The organism is Tessaracoccus sp. MC1756 (assembly GCF_014164735.1).
In the GTDB taxonomy this organism is placed as follows: domain Bacteria; phylum Actinomycetota; class Actinomycetes; order Propionibacteriales; family Propionibacteriaceae; genus Arachnia.
The window spans coordinates 198,628-214,422 of sequence record NZ_JACJFZ010000003.1; the positions used below are offsets into that span (position 1 = coordinate 198,628).

14 protein-coding genes are annotated in these 15,795 nt (G+C 67.8%); 3 read left to right on the forward strand and 11 right to left on the reverse strand.

The features are described from left to right. Positions 1 to 16 precede the first annotated feature (16 nt). Complete coding sequence (locus H5393_RS10055; RefSeq protein WP_182766535.1) at positions 17 to 961, forward strand: hypothetical protein; 945 nt, start codon at positions 17 to 19, stop codon at positions 959 to 961. On the opposite strand, the gene H5393_RS10060 is transcribed toward H5393_RS10055, so the two are convergent. Further along, positions 958 to 2,721 carry a proline--tRNA ligase gene (locus H5393_RS10060; RefSeq protein ID WP_182766536.1) on the reverse strand — a complete coding sequence of 588 codons (1,764 nt, stop codon included), beginning with the start codon at positions 2,719 to 2,721 and terminating at the stop codon, positions 958 to 960. The genes H5393_RS10055 and H5393_RS10060 overlap by 4 nt on opposite strands. Positions 2,722 to 2,796: 75 nt before the next feature. Here H5393_RS10060 and H5393_RS14895 point away from each other — a divergent pair, with 75 nt between their 5' ends. Then, a complete protein-coding gene (locus tag H5393_RS14895) occupies positions 2,797 to 4,812 on the forward strand; it encodes a spermidine synthase (RefSeq protein WP_220488332.1) in 2,016 nt (671 codons plus the stop codon). On the opposite strand, the gene H5393_RS10070 is transcribed toward H5393_RS14895, so the two are convergent. The 4 genes from H5393_RS10070 to dxr are packed head-to-tail and all read right to left on the reverse strand — an operon-like array spanning position 4,806 to position 9,332. Continuing rightward, positions 4,806 to 5,642, reverse strand: coding sequence for a DUF4081 domain-containing GNAT family N-acetyltransferase (locus H5393_RS10070; RefSeq protein WP_182766537.1), 837 nt, complete (start codon positions 5,640 to 5,642; stop codon positions 4,806 to 4,808). The two genes, H5393_RS14895 and H5393_RS10070, sit on opposite strands and share 7 nt — an antisense overlap. A 42-nt stretch (positions 5,643 to 5,684) precedes the next feature. Further along, the gene (ispG, locus tag H5393_RS10075) at positions 5,685 to 6,827 is read right to left on the reverse strand and encodes a flavodoxin-dependent (E)-4-hydroxy-3-methylbut-2-enyl-diphosphate synthase (protein ID WP_182766538.1); all 1,143 of its coding nucleotides are present in this window, start codon (positions 6,825 to 6,827) and stop codon (positions 5,685 to 5,687) included. Positions 6,828 to 6,849: 22 nt separating this feature from the next. Next, positions 6,850 to 8,133, reverse strand: a complete 1,284-nt coding sequence (locus H5393_RS10080; protein ID WP_182766539.1) for an RIP metalloprotease — start codon at positions 8,131 to 8,133, stop codon at positions 6,850 to 6,852. Beyond that, a complete protein-coding gene (gene dxr / locus H5393_RS10085) occupies positions 8,130 to 9,332 on the reverse strand; it encodes a 1-deoxy-D-xylulose-5-phosphate reductoisomerase (RefSeq protein ID WP_182766540.1) in 1,203 nt (400 codons plus the stop codon). The genes H5393_RS10080 and dxr overlap by 4 nt, the downstream gene beginning before the upstream one ends. Positions 9,333 to 9,384: 52 nt before the next feature. Between dxr and H5393_RS10090 the strand changes: the two genes are divergently transcribed. Further along, positions 9,385 to 10,077: a phosphotransferase gene (locus tag H5393_RS10090; RefSeq protein ID WP_182766541.1), complete on the forward strand. Its 693-nt coding sequence runs from the start codon at positions 9,385 to 9,387 to the stop codon at positions 10,075 to 10,077. A gap of 36 nt (positions 10,078 to 10,113) precedes the next feature. Here the strand turns inward: H5393_RS10090 and gdhA are convergent, their stop codons facing one another. The 6 genes from gdhA to tsf form a co-directional block, all read right to left on the reverse strand. Next, entirely contained in the window at positions 10,114 to 11,454 is a 1,341-nt protein-coding gene (gene gdhA, locus H5393_RS10095; protein ID WP_076059291.1) for an NADP-specific glutamate dehydrogenase, read from the reverse strand. A 103-nt stretch (positions 11,455 to 11,557) separates the two neighbouring features. Beyond that, positions 11,558 to 12,682, reverse strand: a complete 1,125-nt coding sequence (rlmN, locus tag H5393_RS10100) for a 23S rRNA (adenine(2503)-C(2))-methyltransferase RlmN (RefSeq protein WP_182766542.1) — start codon at positions 12,680 to 12,682, stop codon at positions 11,558 to 11,560. A gap of 29 nt (positions 12,683 to 12,711) precedes the next feature. Further along, the gene (locus H5393_RS10105) at positions 12,712 to 13,572 is read right to left on the reverse strand and encodes a phosphatidate cytidylyltransferase (protein WP_182764822.1); all 861 of its coding nucleotides are present in this window, start codon (positions 13,570 to 13,572) and stop codon (positions 12,712 to 12,714) included. Then, positions 13,572 to 14,129 carry a ribosome recycling factor gene (frr, locus tag H5393_RS10110; RefSeq protein WP_182766543.1) on the reverse strand — a complete coding sequence of 186 codons (558 nt, stop codon included), beginning with the start codon at positions 14,127 to 14,129 and terminating at the stop codon, positions 13,572 to 13,574. Before frr ends, H5393_RS10105 begins: the two co-directional genes overlap by 1 nt. A gap of 28 nt (positions 14,130 to 14,157) precedes the next feature. Continuing rightward, on the reverse strand, positions 14,158 to 14,865 hold the full coding sequence (gene pyrH, locus H5393_RS10115) for a UMP kinase (RefSeq protein ID WP_370585968.1): 708 nt from the start codon (positions 14,863 to 14,865) through the stop codon (positions 14,158 to 14,160). A gap of 102 nt (positions 14,866 to 14,967) precedes the next feature. Then, complete coding sequence (gene tsf, locus H5393_RS10120; RefSeq protein ID WP_182766545.1) at positions 14,968 to 15,777, reverse strand: translation elongation factor Ts; 810 nt, start codon at positions 15,775 to 15,777, stop codon at positions 14,968 to 14,970. Between the last annotated feature and the right edge of the window lie 18 nt (positions 15,778 to 15,795).

Consider the following 15,795-nt stretch of genomic DNA (forward strand, 5'->3'; position numbering starts at 1 on the left):
GCACTACGCTGGCCGCATGTCCGTCTCCCGTCGCTCCGCGCTCGCGCTGCTCACCCTCGGAATGACGGGATGCACCACGAGCCCGGTCATCCTCGGTGGGCCGGACACCCGGACCGCCCCGCCGCCCGAGCCGTCGCCTGAGCCGACGCGCTCCCCGGAGGCCACCCTGGCCCACCAGTCGGTGGCGGATCTGCGCGCACTCGTCGCGGCACGGGTCGACTCCCCGCACTGGGAGGCCCAGCCCTGGGCCGTCGCCGCGTTGGCGCAGTGCGACGCCCACGTGGCCCGCCTCGCTGTGCCGGACCCGCTGTCGGACATCGACCAGGAGCCCTTCGAGGTGACTGCTGCGCCCGTCACTGCCCCGAGCGACCCCGGGGTCGCGACCAACCGGCTCGAGGCCGCCGTCTCCCGTGCCGGGGACGCGCTCGAGGACATGGCAGCCCGGGCCGGGGACGGGGACCTCAGGTTGTGTTACGCCTCGATGGCCACCGCGGTGCTCGGCCTGCGCAACCAGGCGGTCGCGCCGGTGGAGGGCGAGGCAGCTGCGCGGCGTCTGCAGACGACCACCGTCGAGGCGTCACTGCCCATCCTGTTGGGCCATGTGTGGGCGCTGATCTACGGGCTGGGTGTGGGCCTGGGCAGGATCAGCCAGGACAATGCCCTCCACGCCACGGGGCTGGTCCGCCTCAACCGGGCACGCGAACTGCGCAACACCCTGCGCGACAGGCTCGGCACCGAAGCCCCGGAACAACCGGCGGCGTTCGACCTGCCCACGACGATGGACAGCCTCGAGACCATCCGCGCCGGCTGGGGGTTGCTGGAGACGCAGGTCCTGAACGGATTCGCGCGCCTGGTCGCGGCGGATCCCGATCCGCAGTGGCGCGACGGCATGCGCGGTCAGGTGGCGCCGGTGCAGGAAACCGGCACGGCGCTCACCTGGTGGCCGGGATGGTTGGCCTAGAGGAGGGCCACCACCTCGTCGACGATGTCAGCGACGGGAATCTCGCGCTTGTCGCCGGTGGCGCGGATGCGCAGCTCGACGACCCCGTTGGCCAGACCGCGGCCGACGACCACGATGATGGGCATCCCCAGGATCTCCGCATCTGCAAACTTCACGCCGGGGCTGGCCTTGCGGTCGTCGAAGAGCACGTCGACCCGCTTGCCGTCGAGCACCTCTGCGATGCGCTCCGCCTCCGCGAAGACCCCCGCGTCCTTGCCTGTGGCGATCACGTGCACCTGGAACGGCGCCAGGCTCAACGGCCAGCTGAGGCCCTTGTCGTCGCTGGTGGCTTCCGCGACGGCGGCCACCGCGCGGGACACGCCCACGCCGTAGGAGCCCATGGTGACGGTGACGAGCTTGCCGTTCTGGTCCAGCACCTTGAGGCCGAGGGCCTCCGCGTACTTGCGGCCGAGCTGGAAGATGTGGCCCATCTCGATGCCACGGGCCAGCGTCAGCGGGCCGGAGCCGTCAGGCGCCGGGTCACCCTCGCGGACGTCACCGACGTCGAGGATGCCGTCCGCGGTGAAGTCACGCCCGGCCGTGACACCGGTGAGGTGCTGGTCCTTGACGTTGGCGCCCGTGACCCAGTGCGTGCCGGTGACGACCCGCGGGTCCACGAGGTACTCGATCTTGGTGGAGGACTCCTTGCCCAGGAACCGTCCCCCGTCGATGGACACCGGCGACATGAACCCGACGACGAGCTCCGGGTAGTTCTTGAAGTCGTCCTCGGTGAAGGGTTCCGCAGCCGCGGGCTCCAGCGCAGCCTCGAGACGCTTGGCGTCCACCTCGCGGTCGCCCGGGAGGCCCACCGCCAGGGGCCGCTTCTTCCCGTCGGGGTCCGTGACCATGAACAGCACGTTCTTGAGCGTGTCGGCGCCCGTCCAGGTGCGCTCCGGAAGGTCACGGTTGAGCAGTTCGACGACAGCGTTGATGCTGCCGGCGCCAGGCGTATCGAAGACGGCCATGGCGGGCGCGTCGGAGACGGGCAGCTCCGCGGGGGGCGCGACGCGTACGGCCTCGACGTTGGCGGCGTAACCTCCGGGCGAGCGCACGAAGGTGTCCTCACCGTTGGCGGCCACGGCCAGGAACTCCTCCGAGCGGGAGCCGCCCATGGCGCCGGCCATGGCCGACACGATCACGAACTCGAGGCCGAGCCGCTCGAAGATGCGCTGGTACGCCTGGCGGTGCAGTTGGTAGCTGGCCTCCAGCCCCTCGTCGTCCACGTCGAAGGAATAGGAGTCCTTCATGATGAACTCGCGACCGCGCAGCAGGCCGGCACGGGGCCGTGCCTCGTCGCGGTACTTGGTCTGGATCTGGTAGAGCGAGAGCGGCAGGTCCTTGTACGAGTTGTACAGGTCCTTGACCAGCAGCGTGAACATCTCCTCGTGCGTGGGGCCGAGCAGCATGTCGGTGCCCTTGCGGTCCTGGAGGCGGAACAGGTTGTCGCCGTAGTCCGTCCAGCGGCCCGTCGACTCGTACGGTTCACGCGGCAGCAGCGCCGGGAAGTGCACCTCCTGCGCGCCGATGGCGTTCATCTCCTCGCGGATGATGGCCTCCACCTTGCCCAACACCTTCAAGCCCAGCGGCAGCCAGGAGTAGATGCCGGGTGCCGCTCGACGGATGTACCCGGCGCGGACCAGCCACCGGTGGCTGGGCACCTCCGCGTCAGCCGGGTCCTCACGGAGGGTGCGAACGAACAGGGAGGAGAGCTTTGAAATCACGGGCCGAGTCTACCCATCAGGACAGACATCGGATTTCAGCCCCCCAATGACTCCCGGAACGGGCACGATGGGCGCGTGAGCACCCCCTCGGCCGGGCAGCCCCGGAGCACCGTCACCCGCCTCGTCGTGGGCAGCGCCCTGATGCTCTTCATGGAACTGGCGCTGATCCGCTGGCTCGGCTCCAACGTCGTGCACCTCTCGTACTTCTCCAACTTCGTGCTGCTGGGCTCCTTCCTGGGCATCGGCGCCGGCTTCCTGATCGCCCGCAAGCGCTGGTCAATCGTGCCGTGGACGCCTGTGTTGCTGGCGCTGCTCGTGTTCTTCGTGTGGGCCTTCCCTGTGACCATCGACCGCACCGGCGACGCCATCATCTACTTCACCTCGCTGTCTGCCCAGGGTCCTCCGGCGTGGCTGGCGCTGCCGGTGATCTTCCTCTTCGTCGCCGCAATCCTCGCCGGACCGGGCGAGGTGGTGGGCCGGTGCTTCGCCGAGTTGGAGAACCTCAACGCCTACCGGTGGGACCTCATCGGGTCCCTCATCGGCATCTCGCTGTTCACCCTGCTGTCGTTCCTGAGGGCGCCGTCGGTCGTGTGGGGTGTGCTTGTCGTGGCGGCCCTGATCTGGTTGGCCTGGGGCCGCCACCGCCTGGTGTCGATCGCGGCGGGCGTGGTCATCGTCGGTTCCCTGCTCGCCGAGACCGTCACGCCAGGGGTGACCTGGTCCCCCTACTACAAGGTGACCCAGCGCGACATCGGTCGCTCCTCCGACGGCAACGCGCTCCACCTCATCACGGTCAACGGCATCCCCCACCAGGTCATGGGTTCGGCCGAGTACAAGCTCAACGAGGCCGAGCGGTTGTACCGCACCCCGTACGAGCGCATGGTGGCGGACAAGCCCGGCCGGGTCCTGATCGTGGGCGCCGGCTCCGGCTCCGACGTGGCGATCGCGCTGAAGCAGGGGGCCGAGCACGTCGTCGCCGTCGACATCGACCCACGGATCATGGAGATCGGGGCCGAACTCAACCCGGACCGCCCGTACTCCGACGAACGGGTCCGCCGCATCGTCAACGACGGCCGGGCCTTCCTGGAGACCACCTCCGAGAAGTACGACCTGATCCTCTTCGCCCTGCCGGACAGCCTCGCGCTCGTCAGCGGCGCCTCACAGATCCGCCTGGAATCCTTTCTCTTCACCGAGGAGGCGCTCGCCTCAGCCAGGGATCGGCTCACCGACGACGGGGTCTTCTCGATGTACAACTACTACCGCGAGGACTGGCTGATCGACCGCCTCGGCGGCATCGCCCAGGAGGCGTTCGGGCATGCCCCGTGCGTCGACCTCCTGGGTGGCGGGCAGGCCGTGGTGACCATCGCGAAGAACCCCGATGCGCAGGTCTGCGGCACCGACAACCACGTGCTGGCCGCAGACCGGATCGCGCCACCCACGGACAACGCACCGTTCCTCTATTACCGGGGCGACGGTATCCCTGCGACGTACCTGTGGGTGCTGGCCGGCATTCTGCTGGCCTCCGCGGTCACCGTCCGCGCCCTGGGTGGGCCGTTGCGGCACATGCGTCCCTATGCGGACCTCTTCTTCATGGGCGTGGCGTTCATGCTCCTGGAGACCAAGTACATCGCTTCGTTCGCGCTGTTGTTCGGCACCACCTGGCTGGTCAACGCGCTGGTGTTCGGCGGTGTGCTGCTCGTCGTGCTGCTCGCCGTAGAGACCACTCGACGGATGCGCACCCCTCCCCTCACCTGGCTCTTCGCGGGGATCGGGTTCGCCATCGCGCTCGCCTATGTGGTGAAGCCGGAATGGCTGTTGGGCCTGCCCTACGTGCCGCGGTTGATCGTGGCCATCGCGCTGGCCTTTGTACCGATCTTCCTGGCCAACGTCGCCTTCGCCAAGCGGTTCGCGGCGGCGGACAACGGCCGTGCGGCGTTCGGGCTGAACCTGCTGGGTGCCCTCGTGGGCGGCTGCCTGGAGTACGCCGCGCTGCTGACCGGGTACAGCAACCTGCTGATCCTGGTCCTCCTCATCTACCTGGTGGCGTTCGCGCTGGCCCCGAGACGGGACGGGCGGATCGTGGCTCAGTAGTGCACCGTCGCCAGCGCCCCCACCTCGACGAAGCCGAGGTGTTCGTAGCTTCGGATGGCGGCGGCGTTGAAGTCGTTGACGTACAGGCTGATCAGCGGGTACTGGTCCATGATCAAGTGGCACATACCGGCCAGTGCCGGCACGCTGATCCCCCTGCCGCGCAGGTGCGGAGCCACCCATACCCCCTGGAGCTGCGCCTGCCCGGCGAGCTTCGGGCCGAGGTCCGCCTTGAAGATCACCGCGCCCTTGTCGTCGACGATCCCGTAGGCGTCACCCTGCCGGAGGCGGTCGCGCACGAAGCCCTCGTAACCGCCGCCGTACTTGAACGGCGAGCTCCCGATCTCGCCGGTGTACATGTGTACCGAGGCCTCGAGATAGCTCGGGTAGTCGTCGAGGGTCAGTCTGCGCACCCGCCTGTCCGGCGGAACCTCGGGCAGGTGGTCCAGCACCATCAGGGGCTGCCGCTTCCGCACGTTGGAGACGCCGCCCCACGCACCGCGGTACCGCTCCGCCAGGCCCACGAACAGGCCCAGCACCGAAATGGCGGGACCGAGGATCGAGGTGCAGCGCCGGATGGGCCCGAGTTTCTCGACGTAGACGGGCAACGCCTCGGGGTCGAAGCCCGCGATGAAGAGCGTGCCGCCGTCGAGCAGGACGGAGGTGAGAACGCCGTCGCGTTCGTAGCCGTAGACGGCGCCGAGCCGACGCCGGTCCAAGCCGTAGGTGGCCACCCGGGAACTCAGGAAGAGGTTCTCCACCGGGCTCTTGGCCAGGAATTGGGCGACCCGTTCGCGGTCACCCGCACCCATCGTCGTCAGCCCTGAAGTCATGGGCGAAACTCTAGGGCCAACCTGGCCCGGAAAGACGCCCGGTCAGGAAACAGAGATCTCAGGGGAACCGACTTCACCCATCTCTGCGGCGAGGCGGCGCGCCTCGAACAGGAGCGTCTCCACGATCTCCTCCTCGGGCACGGTCTTGATGACCTCGCCCTTGACGAAGATCTGGCCCTTTCCGTTGCCGGAGGCGACACCGAGGTCTGCTTCGCGGGCCTCACCGGGGCCGTTGACGATGCAACCCATGACGGCCACACGTAGCGGCGCCTGCATGCCCTCGAGGCCCTTGGTGACCTGCTCGGCCAACGTGTAGACGTCAACCTGCGCGCGCCCACAGGAAGGGCACGAGACGATGTCCAGCTTCCGGGGGCGTAGGTTCAGCGACTCCAGGATCTTGAGACCCACCTTGACCTCTTCGGCAGGCGGCGCGGAGAGGGACACGCGGATGGTGTCGCCGATGCCCTGGCTCAGCAGCGCGCCGAAGGCGACGGAGCTCTTGATGGTGCCTTGGAACGCAGGACCGGCCTCGGTGACGCCGAGGTGCAGCGGGTACTGGCACTTCTGGGAGAGCATCTCGTAGGCGCGCACCATCACGACGGGGTCGTTGTGCTTGACGGAGATCTTGAAGTCGTAGAACCCCACTTCCTCGAACAGCGAAGCCTCCCACAGGGCGGATTCCACGAGGGCCTCCGCAGTGGGGGCGCCGTACTTCTGCAGCAGGCGCTTGTCGAGGGAGCCGGCGTTGACGCCGATGCGCAGGCTCACGCCCGCGTCGGAGGCCGCCTTGGCGATCTCGGCCACCTTGTCGTCGAACTGCTTGATGTTTCCGGGGTTCACGCGCACGGCCGCACAGCCGGCGTCGATGGCCGCGAACACGTACCGCGGCTGGAAGTGGATGTCGGCGATCACGGGGATCTGCGACTTCATGGCGATGATGGGCAGCGCCTCCGCGTCGTCCTGGCTCGGGACGGCGACGCGCACGATGTCGCAACCGGTGGCGGTCAATTCCGCGATCTGCTGAAGGGTGGCATTGATGTCGGTGGTCTTGGTGGTGGTCATCGACTGTACGCTGATCGGCGCGTCGCCGCCGACCTCAACCTTCCCGACCCGGATCTTCCGGGTGGGGCGGCGGGGGGCGAGCACCGGCGCCGGCGCTGGGGGCATACCAAGGTTCACGGACATGTGCGACAGCCTACTCTGCTGGTCAGAAAAGTCGGATCGGGGAAATGAGGTCTGCGGCGATCAGCACGAGGCCGCCGAGCAGGAGAAATGCTCCTACAGCGTAGGTGACGGGTAGCCCCTTGGCGGTGTCGACGGGCCCCGGTTCTGGCCGTCCGCGGAGCCGCGCGAACTGGCGACGTAGCCACTCCCAGACGGCGCCGGCGACGTGCCCGCCGTCGAGCGGCAGCAGCGGCACCAGGTTGAGGAGTGCAACGAACAGGTTCACCGCACCGAGCAACGAGAGATACGACGCCACCTTGTCAGCGGTGCCGAGCTGGTCTGTGGTGGTGATCTCCCCCGCCACCCTGGAAGCCCCCAGGATGGAGATCGGGGAGTTGACGTCGCGCGGTTGGCCGGTCACCAGGTCCGCGGCGACGTTCCAGATCCGGGCCGGGAAACTCATCAGGGCGACGGTGGACTGCTTCGTCATGTCCCACATCTGGGCGGCGGTGGTCAGGGGCCCGGCTTTGGTGAGTTCCTGGTTGGGCGACACCCCGAAGAACCCTGCCTCGACGAACTTGGTCGGGTCCAGCCGGTCCGGCACATGATTGAGCACGGTGTTCACCGTGGGCAGGGTCACCTCGGCGCCGTCGCGCTCGACGACGACTGTGGCCGGCCCGTCCCGGTTCGTGCGCACCAGGTCGCCCATCTGATCCCAGCCGGTGAGGGCGACGCCGTTGAAGGAGACAAGGGTGTCGCCCACCTGCACGCCTGCTTCGACGGCGGGAGTGGGCGGGTCGTCGGCCGTGCAGGTGCGATCCTCGCGCTCAGCGGAGACCACGCACTGCCACATCTGACCGACGGTGAGCGTGGGCTGATAGGTGCCGTGGAACACGTTGATGCCGAGGAAGATGAGGAACGCCAGCAGCACGTTCATCGCCGGCCCGCTCAGCATCACGATGACCTTCTGCCAGGTCTTCTTCTGGTAGAACAACGAGCCGTCGTCCTCAGGCCGGATCGAGTCCCATTCGAAGGACCGCGCCTGGTCCGCGACCCGCGTCAGCCACGTCTGTTTCGCACCCTGCCTCTTCGGCGGGTACATGCCGACGAGCCGTACGTAGCCGCCCAGCGGGAAGGCCTTGACGCCGTATTCCGTTTCGCCCCGGCGCACCGACCAGAGCGTCTTGCCGAAACCGACGAAGTACTGCGTGACCTTGACGCCGAACAGCTTGGCGGGCACCAGGTGGCCCACCTCGTGCAGCGCGATCGACACCATGATCAGCGCGAAGAACAGCACCGCGAACAGCACGGTGAGCAGCACCGTCATGCGGCCGCCCCTGCGAGGATCCCGGCGCGCGTCCTGCCCCACTGGTCTGCGGCGATGACGCCGTCCAGGGTGAGGTCGCCGTCGGCGACGTGACCGTCCGCCAGGTGCTCGTCCAGGCACTCCCCCACGATCCGGGTGATGTCCAGGAAGCCGATCCGTCCGTCCCAGAACGCTTCGACGCAGGCCTCGTTGGCGGCGTTGTAGACGGCCGGTGCGGTGCCGGCCGCCCGGCCCGCACGGCGGGCGAGTTGGACCGCAGGGAAGGTGTCGTCGTCGAGGGGTTCGAACGTCCAGGTGGCCGCCGTCGTCCAGTCACACGAGCGGGCCGCGCCTTCGAGGCGCCCGGGCCAGGTCAGGGCGATGCCGATGGGCAGCCGCATGTCCGGCGGTGAGGCCTGGGCGATGGTGGACCCGTCGTGGAACTCCACCATCGAATGCACGATGGACTGGGGGTGCACGGTCACGGTGATGTCGTCGTAGTCGACGCCGTAGAGCAGCGCGGCCTCGATCAGTTCCAGCCCCTTGTTGACCAGGGTGGCCGAGTTGATGGTGATGACACGGCCCATGTCCCAGGTGGGGTGCGCCATGGCCTCCTGCGGCGTGACCGCCGCGAGTTCGTCGCGTGAACGGCCGCGGAACGGGCCGCCCGAGGCGGTGAGGATGAGCCTGCGCACCTCGTCGGCGCGGCCCGAGCGCAGGGCCTGCGCGAAGGCGGAATGCTCAGAGTCGACGGGCACGATCTGGCCGGGCTTCGCGGCCTCGGTGACCAAACGGCCGCCGATGACCAGCGACTCCTTGTTGGCGAGCGCCAGGGTGCTGCCCGCGGCCAGCGCCGCGAGAGTGGGCTCCAGTCCCGCAGCACCGGTGATGGCGTTGAGCACCACGTCCGCGCCCACCGCGGCGAGTTGGGCGGAAGCCTTGGGGCCGAGGAGAAGTTTCGGGAGCTGGTACTCGCCCTGGGCCCAGCCGCGTTCATTGGCGGCGTCGTACAACGCCCGCTGGAGGTCCCGCGCGGCGCTCGCCTTCGCGAGGGCGACGGTTTCCGGCTCGAACTCGATGATCTGGCGGGCCAGCAGTTCGATGTTGCCACCGGAGGCCGACAGACCCACGACCCTGAACTGCTCCCGCCTGGAAGCGATCACGTCAAGGGTCTGGGTACCGATCGAGCCGGTGCTGCCGAGGAGAACGATGCTGCGCACCCCCTGAGTATCCCACTGTCCACAACAGGGGCGGCCACATAGGATCGGCACCATGTCTCAGGCCTCTGTCCCCCCGCCCGGCACCCCGGTCCCGTTCGCCATCACGAAGTGGGCCGCCGTGAACAAGCGGCGCGTCGAAGAACTGGTGTGGCGCAACGAGGTGGGCGGCATCACGGCCCGCCTCGTTGCCGACGACGTCAAGCCGTTGTACGCCAAGTGGAGCCCACACGACCTCGAGCCCGAGGCGGAGCGCCTCAGTTGGCTGTCGAGCCGCTTCCCCAGCCCACGCATGGCTGACTACGAGGAACTCGACGACGGCTGGCTGATCGTCACAGTCGGTCTCCCTGGTCGTCCCGCCGTCGAGTGGCAGGACCGGCCGGACGTCGCGGCCCGGGGTCTGGCCCTGGCCTTGGCGCAACTGCATTCGCTCGACGCGACGGACACCCTCTTCGATGCGCCGGAGTGGGTGGGCAATCAACCCGACGTCCACGACCTGTCGATCGTGCACGGAGACGCCTGCGTGCCCAACCTCCTGCTCGCGGACGACGGTGGCCTCGTCGGGATGGTCGACGTGGGCCACCTCGGGGTCGCCGACCGCTGGGCGGACCTGGCGGTCGCTTCCTGGTCCCTCGAACACAACTTCGGCCCTGGTGCCGACGAGGAGTTCTGGGCCGCCTACGGCGAAGCGCCGGACCCTGACCGGATCCGGCGCTATCGCGACCTGTACTTCGCCTCCTCGTCGTAGCCCGGCCGGCGGCCGGCTACGCCGCGTGGCCGCTGATCAGACCAGCCCGAAGGCCTGCATCGCCGAGGCGACCTTCTCGAAGCCGGCGATGTTGGCGCCGACCACGTAGTCACCCGGGGCGTCGTAGGAGTCTGCCGTCTCAGCGCAGATCTCGTGGATCTGGCGCATGATGTTGGTGAGGCGCTCCTCGGTGTACTCGAACGTCCACGAGTCACGCGACGCGTTCTGCTGCATCTCCAGCGCGGAGGTGGCCACACCGCCGGCGTTGGCCGCCTTGCCTGGGGCGTAGAGCACGCCGGCTCCCTGCAGAGCATGGATGGCATCAGGGGTGGTGGGCATGTTGGCGCCCTCGGCCACGACCTTGACACCGTTCTTGATCAGGGTTGCGGCCTGCTCGAGGTTGAGCTCGTTCTGCGTGGCGCAGGGCAGCGCGACGTCCACTGGGACGTCCCAGATGCAGCCGCCGGCGTTGCCGAGCTTCGCGGAGGGACGACGGTCGACGTAGTCGCTGACGCGGCCGCGTTCGATCTCCTTGATCTGCTTGAGTAGGTCCAGGTCCACGCCTGCCTCGTCGACGACGAAGCCGGTGGAATCCGAGAAGCCGATGACGGTCGCACCCAGCTGGGCGGCCTTCTCCGCGGCGTAGATGGCCACGTTGCCGGAGCCGGAGACGACGACGCGCTTGCCGTCGAAGCTCTCGCCCCTGGTCTTGAGCATCTCATCGGCGAACACGACGGTGCCGTAGCCGGTCGCCTCGGTGCGGACGAGCGAACCGCCCCAACCGATGCCCTTGCCGGTCAGCACGCCGGACTCATAGCGGTTGGTGATGCGCTTGTACTGGCCGAACATGAAGCCGATCTCCCGGCCGCCGACGCCGATGTCGCCCGCGGGCACATCGGTGTACTCACCGAGGTGGCGGTAGAGCTCGGTCATGAAGGACTGGCAGAAGCGCATGACCTCGCCCTCGGACTTGCCGCGGGGGTCGAAGTCGGAACCGCCCTTGCCGCCACCGATGGGTAGACCGGTCAGGGAGTTCTTGAAGATCTGCTCGAAGCCCAGGAACTTGATGACGCCGAGGTAGACGCTGGGGTGGAACCGCAGGCCGCCCTTGTAGGGGCCGAGCGCGGAGTTGAACTCGACGCGGAAGCCACGGTTGACCTGCACGTCGCCCTTGTCGTCCTGCCACGGCACGCGGAAGATGATCTGGCGTTCGGGCTCACAGATGCGCTCCAGCATCTTGGACTCGAGGTACTCAGGGTGCCGCTTGATCACGGGCTCCAAGGACTCGAAGACCTCGCGCACAGCCTGGTGGAACTCGGCCTCACCAGGGTTGCGTGCTACGACGCTCTGGAAGACAGCCTCCAGCTTGGGTTCCATCGGTTCTCCTTTTGCCTGTTGGGACACTGGCGCGTCGATCTTACGACCAAGCGGCGCACGATTATTCATAGGGTCACCTGACGATCATCAGGGCCGGGCGCAACTATGCTTGGTCGACGCTCGCAGCGAGCTGGCCGCAGGCGCCGTCGATCTCCTGGCCGCGGGTGTCGCGCAGCGTGACGGGCACGCCACGGCGTTCCAGGGTTTCGATGAACGCCTTCTCGTCGGCTTTGCGCGACGCGGTCCACTTCGAGCCCGGGGTGGGGTTCAGCGGGATGAGGTTGACGTGCACCCAGCCCCAGTCGCCGCGCTTCTTGAGCACCGTGGCCAGCAGTTCGGCGCGTGCCACCTGGTCGTTGATGTCGCGCATCATGGCGTACTCGATGGAGACCCGGCGCTTCGTGGCATGGGCGTACTCCCATGCCGCGTCGACGACCTCGTCCACCTTCCAGCGCGTGTTGATCGGGACGATCTCATCGCGCAGTTCGTCGTCGGGGGCGTGGAGGGAGACGGCCAGGGTGAGCGGCAGTCCCTCCTCGGTGAGCTTCTGAATGGCCGGCACCAGCCCGACGGTGGACACGGTGATGCCACGCGCGCTCATGCCGAACCCGTTGGGCCCGGGCTCGAGGAACGTGCGGATGGAGCCCATCACGGCCTTGTAGTTGGCCATGGGCTCGCCCATCCCCATGAACACGATGTTGTTGAGGCGGCCGGTGGCACCAGGCACCAGACCGGCGGCCAACTGCTGATCCGCAGCCATCACCTGCGCGGTGATCTCGGCCTGCGAGAGGTTGCGCTTGAGGCCCCCTTGCCCCGTCGCACAGAACGGGCATGCCATGCCGCAACCCGCCTGCGACGAGATGCAGAGCGTGGTGCGGTGCGGGTAGCGCATCAGCACGGATTCCAGCAGGGAGCCGTCATGCAGCCGCCAGAGCGTCTTGACGGTGGTGCCGTCGTCGGTGCTTCGCCGGGTCATCTCCGTCAGGAGCTTCGGGAACAGCTGCTCCCCCAGTTCCTGGCGGATGTCCGCCGGGATGTCGGAGAACTGGTTGACGTCGTCCTCGAGGCGGTCGAACACGTGCCGGGAGATCTGGTCTGCGCGGAACTTGGGTAGGCCGAGTTTCCTGGTGGCCTCGACGCGCTCCTCGATGGAGAGGTCGAACCAGTGTGTGGGCGGCTTGCCCCGCCGTGGGGCTTCGAACACGAGCGGCAGGGTCTTGACAGTCATGACGCCTTCAGGGGTAGGTGGGAGGGCGCTCAGGCGCCCAGGGCGAGGTGCAGGACGAGCCAGCCGACGGGCACGGCAACGAGCATGGAATCGAGACGATCCATGATGCCACCGTGACCGGGGAGGAAGTTGGACATGTCCTTGATGCCGGCGTCGCGCTTGATCAGCGACTCGACGAGGTCGCCCACGGTGCCCGCCATGCTGATGAGGGCCCCGAGGATGACGCCGACCCACCAGGGCGAACCCAGCAGGAAGACGCTGCAGACGGCGCCGATCCCCGCGGCGAATAGCACTCCGCCGCCGGTACCCTCCCAGGTTTTGCTCGGGCTGATCGACGGCGCCATCTTGTGCCGGCCGAAGAGAACCCCCGTGGCGTAGGCGCCGGTATCCGACGCGACCACAGCAGCGATCACACTCAACATCCGGAGGTTGCCGCTGGAGGCCCCCATCACCAGCGGGACGAACACGCCCAGCAGCGGGATGTAGGCGATCAACAGGGCGCTGGCCGCGATGTCGCGGATGAAGCCCTCGGGACCGCGCACCATCCGCCCGACCAACGAGGCGATCATCATGGCGCCCAGACAGATCACCACGAAGGTGGTGGGTTCGATGTTCAGGTCCTCAACGGAGACGAGGTAGCCGCCCGCGACGCTCAGCACGGTGCCGATGGCCACGGGGAGCCAGACAGCCCTCATCCCCTTGCGCAGCAGCGCCCGGTGCACCTCCACGACCCCCAACCCCAGCGCCGCAGTGGCGATGGCGATGAAGAGCCAGGGAACCCAGATGAGCCCGACCGCGACGCCTGCAAACAGGGCCACGCCGACGGCGATGGCGGCCGGGAGATCCCGGCCCGCCCTCGACTGTTTCTTCGGCTGGGCCTCGGTTGCCATCAGACCTCGAGAAGCTCGGCTTCCTTGTTCTTGAGGATCTCGTCGATGCTCTCCACGAACTTCTTCGTGGTGCTGTCGAGGGCCTTCTCGGCGCGCGACAGGTCGTCCTCGCCGATCTCGCCGTCCTTCTCGAGCTTCTTCAGGGAGTCGATGGCGTGACGGCGGAGGTTGCGCACCGCGATGCGGGCCTCCTCAGCCTTGTGCTTGGCCAGCTTGATGTACTCCTTGCGGCGATCCTCGGTGAGGTGCGGCATGACCACGCGGACGGCATTACCGTCGTTGCTGGGGTTGACGCCCAGGTCTGCGTCGCGGATGGCCTTCTCGATGGCGCCGAGGGCGCTGCGGTCGAACGGCGCGATCAGCATCGAGCGGGGATCAGGCGAGGTGAAGGTGGCAAGCTGCTGGAGCGGCGTGGGTGCGCCGTAGTAATCGGCCAGGAGCTTGTTGAACATGGCGGGGTGCGCGCGACCGGTGCGGATGGTCGAGAGGTCTTCGCGTGCGAAGTCCACCGCCTGCTGCATCTTGGTTGAGGCCTCTTGCTGAATCTCGGCGATCATGGTCTTGCTCCTTTGCTGGGGGTGGTGGTTAGCGCGAAACCAGGGTGCCGATGTGCTCACCGGCAACGGCGCGGGCGATGTTGCCCTTGGTGGACAGGTTGAAGAACACCATGTCGAGCCCGTTGTCGCGGGCCAGCGAGATGGCGGTGGCGTCCGCCACCTTGAGGTTCTTGGTCAGGAAGTCGTTGTAGCTGAGGCTCTCGAACTTCGTCGCGTCCGGGTTCGTCTTGGGGTCGGAGTCGTAGACGCCGTCGACGCCCTGCTTGCCCATGAGCAGCACCTCGGCGCCGATCTCCAGGGCCCGCTGGGCAGCGACCGTGTCGGTGGAGAAGTACGGCATGCCGGAGCCTGCACCGAAAATGACCAGCCGGCCCTTCTCGAGGTGACGCTCCGCGCGGCGGGGGATGTAGGGCTCTGCCACCTGGGCCATGCTGATGGCGGACTGGACGCGGGTCTCGATGCCGGCCTTCTCGCAGAAGTCCTGCAGGGCGATCGAGTTCATCACCGTGCCGAGCATGCCCATGTAATCCGCCCGGTCGCGCGCCATGCCGTGTTGCGACAATTCGGCACCGCGGAAGTAGTTGCCGCCCCCGACGACCACAGCCACCTGCGTGCCTGAGCGGACCACGTCGGCGATCTCGCGGGCGATGTCCGCAACCACAGTCACGTCGACGCCGAGTTTGCCTCCGCCGAAAACCTCACCGGACAGCTTCAGCAGTACTCGCGAATATCCCACTTGTTTCTCCTGGTGTGTTGGGGCGTCCACATGCGACGTGCGCCGCGACCACTGGGGTCGCGGCGCACGTAACTCTACTTCACTGAGCTGAGGCTCGCGTGATCAGGCACCCACAGCGAAGCGCGCGAAGCGCACGACCTGGGTGTTGCCCTCCTGCAGTGCGGCGCCCACAGACTTCTTGTCCTCCCAGACCGCGGCCTGGTCGACGAGCACGACGTCCTTGAAGAAGCCGGTGACTCGGCCTTCGACGATCTTGGCCATGGCGCCCTCGGGCTTGCCCTCTTCGCGGGCGGTGGCCTCGGCGATGCGACGCTCGTTTTCGACCAGGTCCGCCGGGACCTCGTCGCGGGTGGCCCAACGGGGCGACATCGCGGCGATCTGCAGCGCAGCCTGGTGGGCCAGCGTCTTGTCACCGGTGTACTCGACGAGCACGCCGACCTGCGGGGGCAGGTCAGCAGCGCGACGGTGCAGGTACACGTGGCTGTCGCCGGAGAACTGCGCGACGTCGGCCACGGAGATGTTCTCGCCGATCTTGGCGCCGAGCTCCTGGACGGCGTCCGCGACCTTGGCCCCGGAAGCGAGTTCGGCCGCGTTGGCGGCCTCCACGTCGGTGGCACCCGACTTGATGACGGCGTCGAGGATCTGGTCCGCCAGGTCGACGAATTCGGCGTTCTTGGCGACGAAGTCGGTCTCGGCGGCGAACTGGATCAGGGCGCCGTCGCGGCCGGCGACGATACCGTTGGTCGCTTCGCGGTCCGCGCGCTTGGCCTGCTTGGCCAAGCCGTGGATGCGCAGTCCCTCAACGGCCTTGTCGAAGTCACCGTCAGCTTCGGTGAGGGCCCTCTTCGCGTCCATCATGCCCGCGCCGGTGGCGTCGCGGAGCTTCTTCACATCAGCGGCAGTGATTGCCATGTGTGGGGTATCCCGTCT

Coding starts and splice junctions, on each gene's coding strand:
- H5393_RS10055 (WP_182766535.1), top strand. CDS start 17: ATGTCCGTCTCCCGTCGCTCCGCGCTCGCGCTGCTCACCCTCGGAATG.
- gdhA (WP_076059291.1), bottom strand. CDS start 11,454: ATGGAACCCAAGCTGGAGGCTGTCTTCCAGAGCGTCGTAGCACGCAAC.
- H5393_RS10070 (WP_182766537.1), bottom strand. CDS start 5,642: ATGACTTCAGGGCTGACGACGATGGGTGCGGGTGACCGCGAACGGGTC.
- ispG (WP_182766538.1), bottom strand. CDS start 6,827: ATGTCCGTGAACCTTGGTATGCCCCCAGCGCCGGCGCCGGTGCTCGCC.
- H5393_RS10080 (WP_182766539.1), bottom strand. CDS start 8,133: ATGACGGTGCTGCTCACCGTGCTGTTCGCGGTGCTGTTCTTCGCGCTG.
- frr (WP_182766543.1), bottom strand. CDS start 14,129: ATGATCGCCGAGATTCAGCAAGAGGCCTCAACCAAGATGCAGCAGGCG.
- H5393_RS10105 (WP_182764822.1), bottom strand. CDS start 13,572: ATGGCAACCGAGGCCCAGCCGAAGAAACAGTCGAGGGCGGGCCGGGAT.
- tsf (WP_182766545.1), bottom strand. CDS start 15,777: ATGGCAATCACTGCCGCTGATGTGAAGAAGCTCCGCGACGCCACCGGC.
- rlmN (WP_182766542.1), bottom strand. CDS start 12,682: ATGACTGTCAAGACCCTGCCGCTCGTGTTCGAAGCCCCACGGCGGGGC.
- H5393_RS10090 (WP_182766541.1), top strand. CDS start 9,385: ATGTCTCAGGCCTCTGTCCCCCCGCCCGGCACCCCGGTCCCGTTCGCC.